This window comes from Streptomyces sp. NPDC056161 (genome assembly GCF_042268025.1).
In the GTDB taxonomy this organism is placed as follows: domain Bacteria; phylum Actinomycetota; class Actinomycetes; order Streptomycetales; family Streptomycetaceae; genus Streptomyces.
The window spans coordinates 23,334-41,313 of sequence record NZ_JBHJUV010000005.1 but is presented as its reverse complement, the minus strand read 5'-3'; the positions used below and the strand labels follow the sequence as shown (position 1 = coordinate 41,313).

The window sequence follows — 17,980 nt, the reverse complement described above, 5'->3', positions numbered from 1 at the left end:
TGTCGCGGCGCGCCGCACTGCGTTCTGGAGCTGACCCGCGGGTGTGGCGGGAGCGACGGACGCGTCGGACGACGGATGGCCTGCCGAACGGATCGACACCGGCATCGCGCGCGGCGCGCGTCTGTGACCGCGTCATCGGGGGCAAGGGCTTCTGTCCCGCGGACGAGAAAGCCGGGGACTCCATGGTGCGGGAATGGCCCGCATTGCCGGTGCACCGCGGGCCGACCGTCAGTTCATGAACCGGGGGTGACCTGGCTGTGCGACGAAGCCGGAATACGGCAGTTCCTCGACATCGGCATCGACATCGGCACCCGCACCCCCGCCTCGGGGAACCTGCATGAAATCGCGCAGTCCGCGGCGCCGTCGCGCGGGTCGTGTACGTGGACGACGACCCGATCGTGCCGACGCTGTCGGGGCTATTGCCGTCCGCCTCTCCGGAGCGAGCGACGGCCTGCGTCGAGACCGATATGCACGACCCCGGAAGCGATCGTCCGCGCACCCGAATTCCGGCGCCGCACGATCTGCGCCGCCCCGTGGGGCCGATCGTCGTCGGCGCCGCGCAATTCGTGCTGGACGAGGACGACGTTGTAGGTGTCGTCCGCCGTCGCCTCGAACCGCTGGTTCCGGGCTGCTATTTCGCGATGTCCGTCGGGACCGACGATTTCGCACCGCGGGAAATGCACCGTGCCGCAAGGGAATTCGCGGCGCACGACATGCCCGTGCGACTGCGCACCCGCGCCGTGGCCGAGGAGTTCTTGGCCGGCCCCGAACTGGTCGCGCCCGGCCTCCCGCAGGTGCGCCACCGGCGGCCGGACGCGGCGGGCTCCCCGGTTGTCCGCGAACCGTCACCGGTGGGGAGCGCGGGGTTCACGGCCGCTGCCTAGGGTGGCTGATCGCCACGGGCTCCCCCACCCCGCGTGGGCGACACACCTCGGGAAGCGGCCGACGGCCGGGCCTGCCGCGCGTTTCCCGGGGCATACTCACCCCCGCTCGTCCCGGACACCGCGTGCCCTGTCCGCCGCGGGCCCACCGCACTCTGCTCCGGAGGTTTGTGTGAATCGCAGCACCCGACGGTCCACTCGCGCCCTGCTCGCCGCCCTGCTCGGCGCCGCCGCCACGCTCGGCGCGGCATCGCCCGGCGCCGCCTCGGCGGAATCCGCCGCGCCTCCCGTCCCGCTGCGGGTGGCCACGTACAACATCCATGCCGGAGCCGGGCAGGACGAGGTCTTCGACCTCGACCGGACCGCGGAGGCGATCCGGGATCTCCATGCCGATGTGATCGGGCTCCAGGAGGTCGATGTCCACTGGGGTGCTCGCAGCGACTTCGCGGACGAGGCCGGGCAACTCGCGCAACGACTCCACATGCGTGTCTTCTTCGCCCCGATCTACGACCTGCCGCCCAGCACGGAGCACACCGAGCGGCGGCAGTTCGGGGTCGCGGTGCTGAGCCGCCTTCCGGTGGTCGGCGCGGAGAACCACGAGATCACCCGGCTCTCCACCCAGGACCCCGACCCCGTGCCCGCCCCCGCCCCCGGTTTCGCGGAGGTGACGGTCCGGGCCCACGGCACCCTGGTGCACCTCTACTCGACCCACCTCGACTACCGCGCCGATCCCGCGATCCGGCGGGCCCAGGTGGACGACATGCTGGGCGTGCTGGCCGCGGACTTTGGGCCGAAGGTCCTCGTCGGCGACTTCAACGCCGAGGCCACCGCGCCCGAACTGGCCGAGTTGTGGGGCCCGCTGGCCGACGCCGCGCCGAACGGGGGCAAGACCTATCCGGCTCTCGACCCGGTCTCCCGTATCGACCTCGTGACCGTTTCGTCCGGGATCAGCGTCACCGGTGTGCGCGAGGTGGCGACCACGGCGTCGGACCACCGGCCGGTCGTCGCCGACCTCCTGGTCCGCCGGCCCGGCCGATGAGCGGCGACCGGTCGCCGGGGCCACGCCTCGCGGTGGGCAGCGGGTCCGAGTGAACCTCTGGCCACGATCCGGGAAACCGGCCGACCGGGCGGAACACATTCGAGCCGTTCCGTTGTTGTGGTCCTTGATCGATCACCGTCAGGTGTCCGGAAGAGAAAAGAGAGAGCAATGTTCCACCGCATCCTTGTCGCCGTCGACGCCAGCCCCAACCGGCACGCCGCTCTCCGGCTGGCCGGAGAGCTCGCCGGGCTGACCGGCGCCAAGGTCAACGTCCTGCACATGGCGGCGTCCGAGGCCACGCTCGCCGCCGTCGTCCCCCTGGAGGACGAGGCGGAGGCCAAGGCCGTCCTCGACGAGTCCGTCGCCGAGCTGCGTGACGCGGGTGTCGACGCTCAGGGCACCCTCGCCGTGGGCCTGACCACCCAGATCGCTCCCACCATCGCCGGCACCGCGGAGGACTTCGAGGCGGACCTCCTGATCCTGAGCCCGCACCACCGCGGTTCGCTCGACGCCCTCTTCAACCCCCGTGTCAGCGACGCCGTCGCGCACGCCAGCCGGACGCCGATCCTCCTTGTCCCCGAGAACGGCGAGAAGGCCGCCGACGCCAAGGTCTGACCCGGACACGGCCGTTCGGTGCGGCCCGGCGAGTCAGGCACGCCCCGGACGGCGGGCCCGGACGCACCGCGATGCGGTACGCCGGACGCGCGCGCACCCACTCTTGACGAGTACACGTACAGCCCACAGAATGACCCCGCTGCATTGTGACAACGTTGTCCAACGTACTCGGGGAGGGCTTACGCCCATGAGATGGACCCAGCGCATACGCCGTACGGGCACGGCGGTGGCGGCGATCGCGCTTCTAGGCGCCGCCCTCGCCGCGCCCTCCGCGCAGGCCGCGACCGCACGGAACGAGCGACTCACCGATCTGGTCAACCCGTTCATCGGCACCGAGAACGAGGGCAACACCTACCCCGGTGCGGCCGTGCCGTTCGGGATGGTGCAGTTCTCGCCGGACACCGGGCACAACACCGGATACGACTACTCCCAGAACCACATCCGGGGCTTCTCCCTGGTCCACCTCTCCGGTGTCGGCTGCGGCCTGGGCGGCGATCTGCCGGTGCTGCCGACCACCGGCGACGTCACCGAGACCGACAACGCCAAGTACCAGGCCGAGTTCAGCCACGACACCGAACAGGCCGGCCCCGGCTACTACAAGGTCGGCCTCAAGGACGGCATCGAGGCCGAACTGACCGCGACCGCGCGCACCGGTGTGCAGCGCTACACCTTCCCCGCCACCGACAAGGCCAACGTCCTGCTCGACGCCGGTCAGTCGCTGCACCGGAACCTTTCCGGCAAGGTCGAGATCCTGGACGACCGGACGGTCCGCACCGAGATCACCGGCAGCGGCTTCTGCCAGGACACCGAGCCGTACACCGTCTACACCGTCACCCGCTTCGACCGGCCGTTCACCGCGTACGGCACCTGGGACGGCGGCACGGTCACCGACGGGTCCAGGACCGGTCGGGGCGGGGCCTACGTCCGCTTCGACACCGGCAAGGACCGGACCGTCGAGGCGACCACCGCGCTGTCGTACGTCGACGCCCACGGCGCCGAGGTGAACCTCCGTGCCGAGGGCGGCCGTTCCTTCCGGCAGGTGCGTGACGCGGCCGAGCGGGCGTGGGAGGACCGGCTCGACGACGTCCGCGTGCAGGGCGGCGGCGACACCCTGCGCCGTACCTTCTACTCGTCCCTGTACCGGTCCTTCCTCGCACCGAACGTCGGCAGCGACGCCGACGGCCGGTACACCGGCTGGGACCAGAAGATCCACCGCGCGCAGGGCTTCACGTACTACCAGAACTGGTCCCTGTGGGACACCTACCGCACCCAGTCCCAGCTGCTGTCGCTGCTCGCGCCGCGCGAGGCCCGCGACATGGCGATCTCGGTCATCAAGATCGACGAGGAGAGCGGCTGGCTGCCCAAGTGGGGTTACGGCACGGTCGAGACGAACATCATGACCGGTGACCCGGTCACCCCGTTCCTGACCAACGCCTACCAGCAGGGGCTGCTGAAGGGCTACGAGGAGCGGGCCTACCGCGCCCTCAAGAAGAACGCCGACGGCGTCCCGCCCGCCGGCTCGCCCGCGGTGGGCCGCGAGGCGAACAAGGAGTACATCGCGGACGGCTTCGCGCCGTACCTCAAGGGGCGCCCGCACGCCAAGCCCGGTGACTCCGACTACGACCACGGCGCGTCCGCGACACTGGAGTACGCCCTGTCGGACGCGATGCTCGCCGAGATGGCGCGGGACCTCGGCCACACCGCGGATGCCGCACGCTACGCCTGCCGCGCCCAGAACTACCGCAGGATCTTCGACCCCTCGACCGGTTTCTTCCGGGCCCGGGACGCCTCCGGCGCCTTCACCGGACCGGCCGACCCGGCGCAGAGCGAGGGCTTCCACGAGGGCACTGCCTGGCAGTACCAGTGGCTGGTCCCGCAGGACCTGCCCGGCATGGTGGACCTGATCGGCGGCACCGGGGCGGCCAACGAGCGGCTGGACTCCTTCTTCGCCTACGACCAGTTGGTGCAGGACCCCGCGAAGACGGCGCGCGAGGTGTGGGTGAACGGCCCGTACGCGTACTACAACGCGGACAAGTACAACCCGCAGAACGAGCCCGACCTCATCGCCCCGTACACGTATCTCTCCACCGGCCAGCCCTGGAAGACGACCGACGTGGTGCACGCGGCGCTGACCCTGTTCACCGACACCCCGACCGGGATGACCGGCAACGACGACCTCGGCACCATGTCGGCCTGGAACGTGCTGTCGTCCATCGGCATCTTCCCGGTGCAGCCCGGCTACGACACCTGGGGCCTGTCCACGCCCGTCTTCGACCGGGTCGACCTCACCCTCGACCGGCGCTACTACCCGCACGGCGCGCTCACCGTGACGGCGCCGGGCACCTCCGACGCCACCCGCTACATCCAGTCGGCCCGCGTCGACGGCGCCGCGTACGGGCGGACGTATCTGACGACGGACGACCTGCGGGGGACGCGTGCGCTGGACTTCACCGTCGGCGCCGAGCCGTCCGGGTGGGGAACGTCCGCGAAGACCGGACCGCCGGCGCTGAACTGACCCACCGCCGGGCCGGCCGTACGGCGGCTCAGCGCGAGGCGAGCTGGGCGGCGGCGCACCGGGTGCGCTGCCGGCCCAGTCCCTCGATCTCCAGCTCGATCACATCGCCCTCGGCCAGGTAGGGGAACCGTCCGGACAGGGCCACGCCCTGCGGGGTGCCGGTGTTGATGACGTCGCCGGGTTCCAGCACGAGGAACTGCGACAGCTGCCGGACGAGTTCCGCCACCGGGAAGATCATGTCGGCGGTGCTGGAGTCCTGCCGGGCCTCGCCGTTCACCCAGGACCGCAGCGCGAGCCGCTGCGGGTCGGGGATCTCGTCCGGGGTGGCCAGCCAGGGGCCCAGCGGGTTGAACGTCTCGCAGCTCTTGCCCTTGGACCACTGGCCGCCGGAGCGCTCCAGTTGGAAGGCGCGTTCGGAGACATCGTTGCTGAGCGCGTAGCCCGCCACGTAGGCCAGGGGATCGTCCGCCGCGGTGAGATAGCGGGCCGTGCGGCCGATGACGACGGCGAGTTCGACCTCCCAGTCGGTCTTCTCGGATCCGGGGGGAATCAACACGTCGTCCTCGGGGCCGACCACGGTGTTGGCCCCCTTGTAGAACAGGATCGGCTCGGTGGGCGGCGCGGAGCCGGATTCGGCGGCGTGGGCGGCGTAGTTCTGACCGATGCAGAGCAGCGCGCCGGGCCGGGCGAGGGGCGGTCCGACGCGTTCGCCGGCGATGGCGGTCGCGGGCAGGGCGTCGTCGGCCAGGGCCGCGGCGGCGCGGGCGATGCCGTCGGCGGCGAGGAAGGCGGCGTCGATGTCCGGGGTGAGTCCGGACAGGTCGAAGCAGCGGCCGTCGGGGGTGCCGGCCACCGGGCGTTCGCGGCCCGGTGCGCCGATCCTCATCAGTCGCATGTGTCGGCTCCAAGTGGTTGTGCGGGTCGGCGGGTCGGCGGGGCCCGGGAGCGGTACGGAGTCCGTCCGGGCCGGGGTTCACTCGACGCGGGCGAGGGCGGTGCGGTCGACGGTGTGCAGCAGGGGCTGTCCGGTCGCGAACCGTACGATCTCGTCCACGGTGCTGTCGCCCAGGGCCCTGCGGCACTCCACCGTGGCCGCTGCCTGATGGGGTGTCAGCAGTACGTTGGGCAGGTGCCGCAGGGGGTGGTCGGGAGGCAGCGGCTCGGTGTCGTACACGTCGAGCGCCGCGTCGATCCGGCCGGTGCGCAGCGCGGCGACGAGGGCCTGTTCGTCCACCAGCCAGGAGCGGGCGGTGTTCACCAGGCCCGCGCCGTCCGGCAGCAGGGCCAGTTCCCGGGCGCCGATGAGGTGGTGGGTCTCGGGCAGCGCCGGGGCGTGCACGGCCACGATGCGGCTCGACCCGAGCAGGTCGTCCAGCGCGGCCCTGCGCACGCCGAGCCGGGCGGCCTCCGGGTCGGTGAGCAACGGGTCGTGGACGCTCACCCGGGCGCCGAGGGCCGTGGCGAACGCGATGTAGGCGCGCCCGGTGCGGGAGGCGCCGATCACGCCGACCGGGCAGCCCTGGATCTCGTGCCGCGGTGGTGCCGCCGAGGCCCGGTCCCAGTCCGCGCCGCCGCGCAGGGCGTGGTCGAAGCGGTGGACGCGGTGCAGCAGGGCGAGGGTGAAGGCGAGCGCGACCTCGGCGACCGAGCGTGCCATGGCGGCGCCCGCCTGGGTGACCCGGACGCCGCGCGCGAAGACTTCCTGCCCGGCGTACGGGCTGATCGCGCCGCCGGTGTGCGCGAGCAGCGCCAGCCCCGGTGCCGCGGCGAGCAGTTCGGCGTCGACCCGGGCGGTGCCCCAGGCGGTGACCAGGACGCGGGCGGACGGCAGGACGGCGGCGAGCGCGTCCCGGTCCGTGTGGTCCTCCAGTACGGTCACGTCCGCCACGGAGCACAGCCGCTGCCAGGCGGCGGGGGTGAACAGCTGGGCGCGCAGCGCTTCGGGCACCGCCACCACGGTCGGTACCCGTGTGCCGGGAGCGGGCCCGGCGGTGAGGTCAGCGGAGCCAGTCATCGAGGTGCTCCGCCACGAACGCGTCGTCGGTGACCCACGGGTGGGCCTTGCAGACCCGGGTCAGTTCGTCGGCCTGTCCGGGCGACAGGTGCTCGGCCGGGTCCAGGCACCAGGTGCCCGCGAGCAGGCCCTGGCGGCGCAGCACCTCGTGCACCCCGGCGATGCAGCCGCGGAAGCCGCCGCGTACGTCGAACACCGCCGCGTTGGCCTCGGTGAGCTGCGGCGCGCGGCGCAGCAGTTCGACGGTGAGGGCGTGGTCGCCCGCACGGGCCCGGCGCACCTCCGCCAGCAGCCGTACCGCGGTGTGCGTCCACACCGCCCACTGGCCGAGCAGCCCGCCGGCGAACCAGCGCAGGGCGCCGCCACGGGTCCGGTAGGGGGTCAGCAGGTCGGTGACGATGGCGTCGTCGTTGCCGGTGTAGAGGGCGACGTCCGCGGCGCGGTCGGCGTTCGCCACGGCGTCGACGACCTCGGCGGTGCGGTAGCGGTCGAACGGCGCGGTCTTGATGGCGACGACGGAGGGGATGTCGGCGAGGGCGCGCCAGAAGGACGGTGACAGATAGCGGCCGCCGACCGCCTCCTGGAGGTAGAAGCCGATGACCGGCAGCACCTCGCCGACGGCGCGGGCGCGGTCCAGCAGGGCGGCTTCGTCGGCGCCCGGCACCTGGGGGCTCAGCAGCACGGCGTCGTAGCCGAGTTCGGCCGCGAGTTCCGTCTCGGCGACGGCCTGCGCGGTGTAGCCGCAGGCGCCGGCCACCCGGACGACGGGGCGGTCCGCCTCGCGGTCGACGGTCTCGGCCGCGAGTTCCAGCACCGGGCGGAGCAGGCCGACGGACGGTTCGCGGATCTCGAACTGGGTGGTGTGCACGCCCACGGCGATGCCGCCGGCACCGGACGCGAGGTAGTAGCGCGTCAGGGCCCGCTGGCGGCGTTCGTCGAGCCGGCGGTCGGCGCCCAGGGCCAGCGGGTGGGCGGGGACGACCGTTCCGCGGGCGAGCAGGTCGAGCGGGGCGGGCGCGGGCACGGGGTGTGGTTCGCGGTGCGCCCCGGGGTGGGGCAGCGCGTCGGGGTGCGTCACGGGGGTCAGAACCTTCCGTCGCGGACGTCGAACTTCGTGGGCTTGCCGGACAGTGGCTGTCCGTCGTGTATCCAGCCCGCCTGCCAGGACACCAGGGTGGCCAGCGGGACGGCGGGATAGCCGAACTCCGCGTGGCAGAGCGAGGCGTCGGAGAGCAGACCGGTGCCCGACTCCTCGCCCGCGAAGTGCGCCGTGGTGCCGAACTCGGCGGCGAACCGGTGCGCGAGGCGCCGTACCGACGCGGTCTCGGGCCCGGTGACGTTGACGACGAAGGGGTCGGCGGCGGCCCGGGTGAGCGAGCGCAGCGCGACCTCGTTGGCGTAGCCCTGCCAGACGACGTTGACATGGCCGGTGGCGAGGGAGACGGGCGCGCCGGAGCGCACCGCGTCCGCGATGTCGGCGAGGACGCCGTAGCGCAGGTCGACGGCGTAGTTCAGCCGGATCAGGGACACCGGGGTGCCGCTGCGCCGGGCGTGGTGGCCGAAGACCCGTTCGCGGCCCAGGCAGGACATCGCGTACTCGCCGACGGGCCCCGTGGGGTCGTCCTCGGCGCTGCCGGAGTCGGCGACGGAGACCAGCGGATAGACGTTGCCGGTGGAGAAGGCCGCGATGCGGGCGCGTGGGTAGCGGCGGGCGATCCGGTCGGGCAGGGCGGCGTTGACCGCCCAGGCGGAGGTGGGGTCGTTGGCGCTGCCGAACTTGGCGCCGACCATGAAGACCACGTTTCCGGCGTCGGGCAGCCGCCCGGGGTCGCCGTCCATCAGGTCGAAGGGGACCGTCTCGACGCCGTCGGCGGCGAGCGCGGCGGCGGCCTGCGGGTCGGACCAGCGGGAGACGGCGCGCACGGCCAGGTCGCCGCGTCCGGCGGCGTCCAGGGCGCGGCGGGCGAGCCGGCACAGGCTGGGTCCCATCTTGCCGCCGGCGCCGAGGACCAGCAGGTCCCCGTCGAGGCCGGCCAGGTCGGCGACGAGGGCAGGCGAGGGCGTGGCCAGCAGGTTCTCCAACTCGCCCGCGTCGCGGGGCCGTTCGAGGGCGGGCGCGGGGGCGGTGGTGGGGGGTGCGGATTGCATACGGCTCCTTGGTGGCCGGGGTCAGAAGGGCCCTAGCCCTTGACGGCGGATCCGACGACGCCCTCGGTGAAGTACCGCTGGCCCACCAGGTAGGCGCTGAAGATCGGTACGAAGGCGATGACGGAACCGGCGAGGACCTGGTTGAGCGGGACCTGCTCCTGCTGGAGCGAGGCGATGCCGACGGTGAGGGTGCGCATCTCGGCGCTCTGGCCGACGATCAGCGGCCACAGGAAGTCGTTCCAGTGCCACAGGAAGACGAAGGTGCCCAGGGTGGCGAGGACCGGTTTGAGCAGCGGCAGCACGATGCGGAGGAAGATCTGCAGTTCGCCGCAGCCGTCGAGGCGGGCCGCCTCGAAGATCTCGTCGGGCAGCCCGAGGATGAACTGCCGCATCAGGAAGACCGCCTGGGCGTTGGCGAGAGTGGGCACGATCAGGCCCCAGTAGGTGTCCACGCCGCCGAGCTTCGAGATCAGGATGAAGGTCGGGATCATGGTGACGTGGTAGGGGACCATGACCATCGACAGGAACGACCAGAACATGGTCTCCCGGCCGGGGAAGCGTTTCTTGGCGAAGGCGTATCCGGCGAGCGAGGCCAGCAGCAGCACACCGACGACCGAGACCAGCGAGTAGACCAGGGTGTTCAGCAACCAGCGCGGCACGTCGCGGGAGCCGAGGACCTCGGAGTAGGCCCCGCCGGTGAGGTGCCAGGGGAACAGGCTGCCCGGCAGGTCGACCGCGCCCTGGGGGTGCAGCGAGAGGACCACCATGGCGTAGAAGGGGAACAGGGTCGCCACCGAGGCCAGGGCGAGCAGGACACCCCGGACGAGCTTGCCGGTCCGGGTGGGCCGCAGCCCGGCCGGAACCTCGGAGGCGGGGGCGCGGCGCCGGCCGCGGCCGGGCCGTGCCGGGGCGGTCCCGCCGGGTGCGGCGGGCGGTGCGGCGGGGGCCGCGGGGGCCTGTGTCGTGGGCGCCATGTCACTTCTCCTTTCCGAGGACGGTCCGTTGGACCAGGGCGACGACGACGGTGAGGACGAACAGCGCACAGCCGATGGCGCTGGCGTAGCCCAGGTCGAAGTACTTGAAGCCGGTGTCGTAGAGCTGGAAGACCAGGGAGTAGCTGGCGTTGGCCGGGCCGCCGCCGGTCATCATGTAGACGGCGTCGAACACCTGGAAGCTGTTGGTGGTCTCGATGACGGCGAGGAAGAAGAAGGCCGGCCGCAGTTGCGGCGCGACGATGTGGCGGAAGCGCTGGAAGGGGCCGGCGCCGTCCACCAGTGCCGCCTCCTCCAGTTCCGCGGGGAGGTCCTGGAGCCGGGCGAGCACGATGAGCATGCCGTACCCGCATCGCGACCAGATGCCGACCAGCGCGAGGGCGGGCAGCACCAGTACGGAGTCGCTGAGCCAGGACTGGTCGGGCAGCCCGAGAAAGCCCATCAGGGCCGACCAGGGGCCCTTGGTGGAGAAGATCCACACGAAGACGGTGGAGGCGAGGACCAGGCTGGTGACGACGGGCAGGAAGAACACCGAGCGGAACAGCTTGCTGGCACGGAAGGCCCGCCGGGTGAGCAGGGCGAGGCCGAGCGAGGCACCGATCCCGAGGGGGACGGCCAGCACGGTGTAGATGACGGTGACCTTGAGCGCGGACCAGAACAGCGGGTCCGCCAGCAGGCGCCGGAAGTTCTCCAGGCCGGTGAAGTGCGTGACGTCGCCGGGCACGTAGTCGGTGAAGGCGAGCAGCAGGCCGGCCACGCCGGGGCCGAACCGGAAGACGACGAACAGCACCAGGCAGGGCAGGACGAACAGCAGCCCGGCCCATGCCTCCTTGCGGCGCAGCGACCCGCGGACGGTCCGGGCGGGTCGGGGGCGTTCCGCGACTGCGGCCACGGGACCTCCTTGGGTGGGTGGGGCCGCGCGCGGCGGCGCGGCGGGTAGGTGGGGACGACGACTGCGGCGGGCGGCCCCGGCGGGCCCGGTGCGGGCGTGCCGAGCGCCGGGGGTCCGCCCGTGGTCAGCGCTTGCGGGCGATGATCTGGTCGGCCGCGGACGCTGCCTTGTCCAGTGCCTGCTTCGGGCTCTCCTTGCCGAGGAGCGCGGACTGGATCTCCGGTGCGAGGACGCCCATCACATCGCGGGCGGCGGTGGTCAGCGGGCCCACGTCGGCGACGTCGAGGACCTTCTCGGTGGCCTGCTGCATGGTGTCGCCCGGGTAGAGGTCGGTGGCGTCGGTGCGGGCGGGGAAGTAGCCGCCGGGCTTGACCAGCCCGGCGACGTTCTCCGGCTGCGCCACGAACGAGATCCACTTGCCGGCCGCGCTGGTGTCGCCGCCCTTGAACAGGGCGAGGGTGCCGACCGTGCCGTAGGCCACCGGTTTCTGCCGGGTGAGGGCGGACCCGATGACGATGTTCTCCTTGCCCCAGAAGCCCGCCACCTCCGCGGCGGTGTTCTGCCAGGTGCAGGCGACCTTGCCCCTGGCGAGGTCGGTCTGTTCCATCGACGGGGTCTTGGTGATCAGGTCCTTCGGCGTCCAGCCGTGGTCCGTGAAGGTCTTCAGCCAGGTCAGGGCGGTGACCCCGGCGTCGCTGTTGAACGCGGCCTTCTTCCCGTCGGTGGAGAACACATCGCCGCCGGCCTGCCACAGCAGCGGGTAGTAGGTCATGTTGAGGGTGGCGGTGGTGTCCCCGCTGTAGGTGATGGCGTAGTAGCCCTTCTCCTTCAGCCGGGGGGCCAGGGCGGCCAGGTCGTCCCAGGTGGTCGGCGCGGAGTGCACGCCGATCGCGTCGAGGGCCTTCTTGTTGCACATGAGCGGGTACACCGACATCAGCACCGGGGTGGCCATCGCCTTCCCGTCGACGGTGACGGCCTTCATGGCGCTGGGGCGGTAGGCGGACTTGGCCGAGGCGGGCATGTACTCGTCGGCGGGGACGAGGTTGCGCTGGTAAGCGGCCAGTTGGTCGGGGATCAGATAGGCCACGTCGGGTCCCTTGCCGGCGGCGAGGGCGGTGGTCAGTTTGGTGTCGCGGTCGGCCCAGGGGTAGGTGGAGACCTTGACGTCGATGTCCGGGTTGGCCTTCTCGAACTTCTTCTCCAGGCCGTTCCAGTAGGCGGCGTTGGCCTTCTCGTCGTTGATGACGGGATAGGCCCAGGTGGTGACGGTGGCCTTGCCGCCGGCCGTGCCGCTGCCGCCGCCACAGGCGGCGAGGGTGAAGGCGGAGGTGACCGCGGTCGCCGCGGCGGCGAGCCGCGTGGTGCGGGTTCTCATGGAGGACTCCTCGGGTGGTGGTGTGCGGCGGTATGCGGAATGTCCGGGTCGGTCGGCGCGGCGGACCGCGGGCTCAGCGCGGCGGGACGGTCTCGACGGTCCCCCGGTGCCGGGAGCGCTCGGCGGCGAACGCGGCGAGGTGGCTGCCCAGCGACTCGGCGGGACCTGACCGGATGTGGGTCCGGTCGCCGGTGGCGAGGGCGGTGACGAACGCCTCCGTCAGCACGGTGTCGCCGCCGCCGTGGCCGTCGGCGGCGTTGGAGCCGCTGGGTCCGGTGGTGCGGACGGTCACCGTGTCGTCGCGGAAGTCGTGGACGACGACCTGTTCGCCGTCGCCGCGCAGCCAGCCGTGGCTGCCGAAGATCCGGGTCTGGCGGTGGGTCTGCTCGGTGAACGCGGACACGGTGAGGGTGGCGGTCACCCCGCCGCTCAGCCGCATCGCCACCACCTGGTGGTCGACCACGTCGTTGTCGCTGTGGTAGACGCAGCGTCCGTACGGGCCGGTGCGCAGGGCCTCGGTGAGCACCGGTTCGTCGTCGGGTCCGTGGGCCGCCGCGGTGACGTGGCTGACGGGCCATGAACCGCCGGTCCTGCGCAGCGCGGGGTAGTACAGCTTGCGGGCCGAGTAGGGGCAGCCGGATTCGACCGGGCAGGTCAGGCAGGTGTCGGTGGCTCCGTCCGGGGCGTTCTCCGGCCGGAAGTGGACGAGGTCGCCGAAGCTGGCGACGGTCTCGATGCGACGCCCGGTCACATAGGCGATCCAGTCCAGGTCGTGGCTGGACTTGGCCAGGACGAGGGGCGACGACCGGTCCTCGCGCCGCCACGGTCCGCGGACGTAGCTGTGGGCGAAGTGCCACCAGCCGACCGGCTCCAGGTGTTCCACCCCGGTGATCCGGCCGAGCACCCCCTCGGCGACGACCTCGCGCACCAGGTCGGTGTACGGGGTGTAGCGCATGACGTGGCAGACGGCGAACGGCACGCCCGCCGCCTCCACACCCGCCACCAGGGTGCGGCACTCCTCCTCGGTGGGGGCGAGCGGTTTCTCGGTCATGATGGCGTATCCGGCGCGGGCGAGCGCGAGCACCGGTTCGACGTGCTCCCGGTCCTGGGTGGCGAGGATGACGCCGTCGGCGATCCGGCCGTCGCGTTCGGTGGCGGCGAGGAGTTCCCGCCAGCCGGGGTACTGGGTGTCGGCGCGGGCCGCCGCGCGCGCCCCGGGGTCGGGGTCGGCGACGGCCACCAGCCGGGCCCGGTCGGGGTGCTCGTGGATCCAGCCGGCGTAGGTGAGGCCGCGGTTGCCCGCGCCGACGAGCGCGATACGGACGGGACCGCCGCCGGCTCGCGCGTTCGGCGCGGTGGCTGCCGTGGAGTGGGTTTCGGGCATGGTGTCGTCCAGGTTCGGTTTCGGTCCGGTGCTCGCGGGCAGTGTCGCCGGCGCGGCCGGGCGGCTCAGATCAGCAGGTTTCCGACGGTGTACTGGATCTCGGTCCGTTCCGGCGGCAGCGCGGTCCGCTCGGTGCCGTCCTCCACGCATCCGCTGTGCAGCAGGTGGCTGTCGGCCTGGAACGCCCCGGCCTTGAGTTCCAGCCGGCCGCCGGTGAAGGTGCAGCCGGTGGCCTGGTAGCGGTTGGGGCCGTCGGTGATCAGCAGGTGGGCGGTCGGGCCATCGGCCGCCTCGGACACCAGGCCGTCCAGGTGCCAGGTGACGGTCCGCTCTCCCCCGGTGCGGCTCAGCAGGGCGGCCGCGTTGTTGGTGCCGGTGAGCCGTGCGCCGGAATCGATGCGCAGCCGTTGGTCGTGCGCGGAGTCGAGCCGCAGTCCGGTGTCGGTGAGGGTGCCGCCGCGCACGGTGGTGTCGCGGTGCGCGACCGTGGTGGGGCCGGCCTTCGGGTCGCCGGTGAGGGTGCAGTCCTCCAGGACCAGGGTGCCGGCGCCGTCGAAGGCGCTGCCGCCCAGGCCGCCCAGGCCGCTCAGCACGACGCGCTGGAGGTGCAGGTCCGACGCGACGGTGGCGGCGGTGACCGGGTTGGCGTCGCCCTGGGTGAAGTCGGAGTCGGCGATCACGTTGGGGCGCCGGGAGCGGCTGGACGCCTGGCTGATCACCAGGGGTCCGGAGGCGGTGCAGCCGCGGATCTGCACACCGTCGGCGTTCACCCACAGCATGCCGGAGCCCGCCTGGGCGTTGCCGATGACGTGCATGTCCTCCAGCGTCAGGTCGGTGACCGCGACCCGGGCGACGAACCACGAGCACACGTGTTTGCGCACGGTGATCCGTTTCGCGGCCGAGCCCCAGGCGGCACCGGAGTTGGCGAACGTCATCAGGCCCGAGTTGCCGGTGTAGACCAGGTCGTGCTCGAACTGGCCGTGGGTGACGAACGGCCCCTGGTCGTCGCCGTCGCCGTGGCAGTTGGTGACGTAGCCGTAGGCGGACGCGGTCCAGTCGTTCAGGTGGCGTGCGTTGGCGACGTGGCAGTCCTCGACGTGGCCGTACAGGCAGTAGATCTGCTGGGTGAGGTAGCCGGCGCCGCCCCAGGTGACCGAGGCCGGGTTCTTCAACTGGCACTGGTAGGTGTGGAAGTAGGTGCACCAGCGGCGCATGACGACGGGCCAGAACGTGCCGGTCGCGTCGATGCCGGAGACGTCGCAGGACACCGCGTACTCGTACGCCACCGGGTGGGATCCGGTGTAGGTGTCGCCGTCGGGCACGCCCTCGAAGACCATGTTGCGCACGTGGGCGCGCTGCACGGGGTCGACCCTGGTCCAGGTGAAGGTGCGGCCCGCGGCCAGTTCCCAGCCGATCTTGTAGTTGACGCGGATGTGTGTCGCGTCGACGACCTGTGTGACCTGGACGAGTTTCTGCACCTCCTTCTGGTAGGTGCCGCCGCCGGCGGGGGCGTCGATCTCCACCGCCCACCACTGGCCCACCTGGAACCGCCCCGTGTCGGGCACCTCGAAGACGTCGGCGAGATCGGGCATGGGCTTCGTCAGGGACGACTTCACCACGGTGTCGGTGACCTCGCCGCGGAAGTACAGGACGGCGCCGAAGGGGTTGTCGTAGGAGTTCTTCTCGATGCCCGCGGTGCTGACCCGGTGGCCGCCGAAGTCCAGCTCGACACGGGAGCGGCCGAAGGTGTGCCGGTTGGTGAACAGCAGGTCGGTGTGGGCTTCGACGCGGTGCACCGAGTCGTCGGCGACCATCGCGTCCAGCGCCGCGTCGGCCGGTGCGGAGTCGTCGAACAGGCCGAACCTGCGGAAGTCCATGATGCCGTCGTGCACCTGACGCCAGCGGCCGCTGTGGCCGGGCCGGTCGGGCGCCAGCACCGTGCCGCCGTTGTGGGCGGCGGTCGAGGCGGCGTCCCAGCGTACGACCATGCCGCCGCCGTCACCTGGGGTGCGGTAACCGGCGACGACCGCCGTCGAGCCGTCGCGCAGTCCTTCCGGTTTCAGGGCGCGAAGGCGCGCGACGGTGTCCACGGCCCGGACGCCGGACGCCTGGGACTCGGCGGCAGGTGCCGCTTCGGCGGTGGCGGCGGTGGCGGTCGCGGCAGTGGCGGCGGTGACCGCGGCCAGCAGGCCGGTCACCGAGCCGGCCCGGAGCAGGGCGCGGCGGCCCGTCGTGCCGGGCGGGGCCGGCGTGGCGGTGGGCTGGGTCGGGGGTGAAGGGGGACAGGGCTCTGCAACGGGACGGGTGGGAACGCTCACGGGACCTCAGGCCTTCATCGGATGGGCGGTGAGGAGTTCCCGCGATGACGTGGACCGGCGGACGGACGGGCCGGACCGGTCACGCACGGACGTGGGTGCCGTGCGTCGGGCGGATGGCTGGGGATCGGGTCGTGGGGGATGCGCGCCCCGGGCAGGGACAGCGGCGACCGCGGTGCCGGTGGAACCTGCCACCGGACTTGTGCGAGGAAGCTATGTGCTCGACAGGATGCCGTCAAGACAGTTCACCGATGAAACAGGAAAGTAACGGAGGGAGAAAAGGGGGGGGTTGGACGGCCGCTGACCGCATCGCGCCGCCGTCGCCTCACCGTGCGCCGGCCTGCGACGGACGGGCGGCGGGGTCGGCCGGTGTGGGTCGCGGCCGGGTTCGGATGCCGGGTCCGGAGGCCCGCTTCGGAGGCCAGGTTCGGAGGCCAGGTTCGAAGGCCCGCTTCGGAGGCCGGGTTCGGCGCCGCGGTCCCGGACCCGGGCACCCACGGACGGCACTTCACGGCACCCGTCACCCGCGCGTGGCCCGGCGGACGACGGGACCGCGCACACCCGTGGGGCCCGTCGCGCGCACCTCGGGCCCGCCGTGCACACCTGTGGCCGGCGCGCACACCTGCGGCCGTCGTACGGGCCTGGATCTCGGCACGCACACCTGTGGGCAGGCGTGCACACCCGGGGAGACACCGCACGCCGCAGGCGGCACGACGACCCGCCCGCCCTACTCGGCGGGCCGCCGACTTCGGCGCCGTGCCGTGGTCAGCGCCTCCCCCGCGCCGGCCGGGCCCCCGCGCTCGCTCGGCGTCCCCGCCCCGTCAGGTCAGGACGCCCGTCGCCTCCGCCGCCTCCCCCGCCGCGCCGAGTGCGCGGCTGATGTCGCCGGCCGCGTCGCGCACCTGGCGGCCCAGTTCCTGGAAGCGCCAGCCCGGCAGGTCGAGCTTGAGACCGGTGACACTGATCGCGCCGGCCGTGCGCCCCGCGTGGTCGCGTACGACGCTGCCGATGCAGAAGATCCCGTCGGCGTCCTCCTCGTCGTCCAGCGCGTAGCCCGCCGTACGCACGTCCCTGAGGTGGGCGAACAGCGTCTCCACGTCGGTGATGGTGCGCGTGGTGCGGCGGGGCAGTCCGGCGCCGGCGATCAGCGCGCGGGCCTCGCCCTCGGGCATCGCGGCGAGCAGTGCCTTGCCCAGTCCGGAGCAGTGCGGCAGCTCCCGGGTGCCCATGCGCAGGTCGAGCCGGGGGCCGGCGTCCAGGTCGACCTGGTCGATCACCACGGCGTGCCCGCTCTCCAGCACGGCGACCCGGGAGGCGAGCCCGGACCGTGCGCTCAGCTCGCGCAGCACCGGCCGTGCCACGTCGCGCAGCGACACCTGCTCCTGGGCGCGTTCGCCGAGCCGGGCCAGGCCCATGCCCAGGCGGTAGCGCCGGTTCATGCCCTCGCCGTCGTCGGCCACCAGGCCGTAGTGCCGCAGGGTCTGCAGGATCCCGAAGGCCGCGCTCTTGGAGATGCCGCACCGCTGGCCGATCTCGGTGACGCTCATCCCCTGTCCGGGCGCTCCCGACGCGAGGACCTGAAGGATCTCGGCCGCACGGCCGACGGTCTTGACCCAGTACTTCGGCTGGTGAGAAGCCTCCTCGCCGAGGGTCTCACCCACATTGTTCCGCATAGCAGAACAGTCTATCCGTCTGTCGACCCTTGACGGGTGCGGATCACGAGAACTACCATCCACATTGTTTTGCTATACGAAACAGCGTTCTGAAAAAACGAAAATCCTGCGATGACTGCCGGGCGGATGGCGCACCG

The 17,980-nt window shown here is 72.3% G+C and carries 13 protein-coding genes and 1 pseudogene; 4 read left to right on the top strand and 10 right to left on the bottom strand.

Annotation, left to right across the window (positions count from 1 at the left end; genetic code table 11):
- Positions 1–43: 43 nt before the first annotated feature.
- From ACFC09_RS06610 to ACFC09_RS06595, 4 genes and pseudogenes are all read left to right on the top strand, one after another.
- Positions 44–884, top strand: a pseudogene (locus ACFC09_RS06610) (SAM-dependent methyltransferase).
- Positions 885–1,053: 169 nt separating this feature from the next.
- Complete coding sequence (locus ACFC09_RS06605) at positions 1,054–1,920, top strand: endonuclease/exonuclease/phosphatase family protein (RefSeq protein ID WP_376524469.1); 867 nt, start codon at positions 1,054–1,056, stop codon at positions 1,918–1,920.
- A gap of 168 nt (positions 1,921–2,088) precedes the next feature.
- Complete coding sequence (locus ACFC09_RS06600; RefSeq protein WP_376524468.1) at positions 2,089–2,535, top strand: universal stress protein; 447 nt, start codon at positions 2,089–2,091, stop codon at positions 2,533–2,535.
- A 187-nt stretch (positions 2,536–2,722) separates the two neighbouring features.
- Positions 2,723–5,050 carry a GH92 family glycosyl hydrolase gene (locus ACFC09_RS06595; protein ID WP_376524466.1) on the top strand — a complete coding sequence of 776 codons (2,328 nt, stop codon included), beginning with the start codon at positions 2,723–2,725 and terminating at the stop codon, positions 5,048–5,050.
- Positions 5,051–5,078: 28 nt separating this feature from the next.
- On the opposite strand, the gene ACFC09_RS06590 is transcribed toward ACFC09_RS06595, so the two are convergent.
- The 10 genes from ACFC09_RS06590 to ACFC09_RS06545 all read right to left on the bottom strand — a co-directional run bounded on the left by ACFC09_RS06590 (position 5,079) and on the right by ACFC09_RS06545 (position 17,843).
- Positions 5,079–5,945: a fumarylacetoacetate hydrolase family protein gene (locus ACFC09_RS06590; protein WP_376524465.1), complete on the bottom strand. Its 867-nt coding sequence runs from the start codon at positions 5,943–5,945 to the stop codon at positions 5,079–5,081.
- Positions 5,946–6,023: 78 nt separating this feature from the next.
- On the bottom strand, positions 6,024–7,064 hold the full coding sequence (locus ACFC09_RS06585; RefSeq protein WP_376524463.1) for a hydroxyacid dehydrogenase: 1,041 nt from the start codon (positions 7,062–7,064) through the stop codon (positions 6,024–6,026).
- Positions 7,048–8,088, bottom strand: a complete 1,041-nt coding sequence (locus tag ACFC09_RS06580; protein ID WP_376524720.1) for a dihydrodipicolinate synthase family protein — start codon at positions 8,086–8,088, stop codon at positions 7,048–7,050. The genes ACFC09_RS06585 and ACFC09_RS06580 overlap by 17 nt, the downstream gene beginning before the upstream one ends.
- 59 nt (positions 8,089–8,147) lie before the next feature.
- Positions 8,148–9,212 carry an NAD-dependent epimerase/dehydratase family protein gene (locus ACFC09_RS06575; RefSeq protein ID WP_376524461.1) on the bottom strand — a complete coding sequence of 355 codons (1,065 nt, stop codon included), beginning with the start codon at positions 9,210–9,212 and terminating at the stop codon, positions 8,148–8,150.
- A 32-nt stretch (positions 9,213–9,244) separates the two neighbouring features.
- Positions 9,245–10,186 carry a carbohydrate ABC transporter permease gene (locus ACFC09_RS06570; protein ID WP_376524460.1) on the bottom strand — a complete coding sequence of 314 codons (942 nt, stop codon included), beginning with the start codon at positions 10,184–10,186 and terminating at the stop codon, positions 9,245–9,247.
- A gap of 1 nt (position 10,187) precedes the next feature.
- The gene (locus ACFC09_RS06565) at positions 10,188–11,096 is read right to left on the bottom strand and encodes a carbohydrate ABC transporter permease (RefSeq protein WP_376524458.1); all 909 of its coding nucleotides are present in this window, start codon (positions 11,094–11,096) and stop codon (positions 10,188–10,190) included.
- Positions 11,097–11,220: 124 nt separating this feature from the next.
- Positions 11,221–12,471 carry an extracellular solute-binding protein gene (locus ACFC09_RS06560; protein ID WP_376524456.1) on the bottom strand — a complete coding sequence of 417 codons (1,251 nt, stop codon included), beginning with the start codon at positions 12,469–12,471 and terminating at the stop codon, positions 11,221–11,223.
- A gap of 73 nt (positions 12,472–12,544) precedes the next feature.
- Entirely contained in the window at positions 12,545–13,855 is a 1,311-nt protein-coding gene (locus tag ACFC09_RS06555; RefSeq protein ID WP_376524455.1) for a Gfo/Idh/MocA family protein, read from the bottom strand.
- A gap of 65 nt (positions 13,856–13,920) precedes the next feature.
- The gene (locus ACFC09_RS06550) at positions 13,921–15,732 is read right to left on the bottom strand and encodes a peptidase C14 (RefSeq protein ID WP_376524719.1); all 1,812 of its coding nucleotides are present in this window, start codon (positions 15,730–15,732) and stop codon (positions 13,921–13,923) included.
- A gap of 1,259 nt (positions 15,733–16,991) precedes the next feature.
- On the bottom strand, positions 16,992–17,843 hold the full coding sequence (locus ACFC09_RS06545; protein ID WP_376524453.1) for an IclR family transcriptional regulator: 852 nt from the start codon (positions 17,841–17,843) through the stop codon (positions 16,992–16,994).
- Positions 17,844–17,980 lie beyond the last annotated feature (137 nt).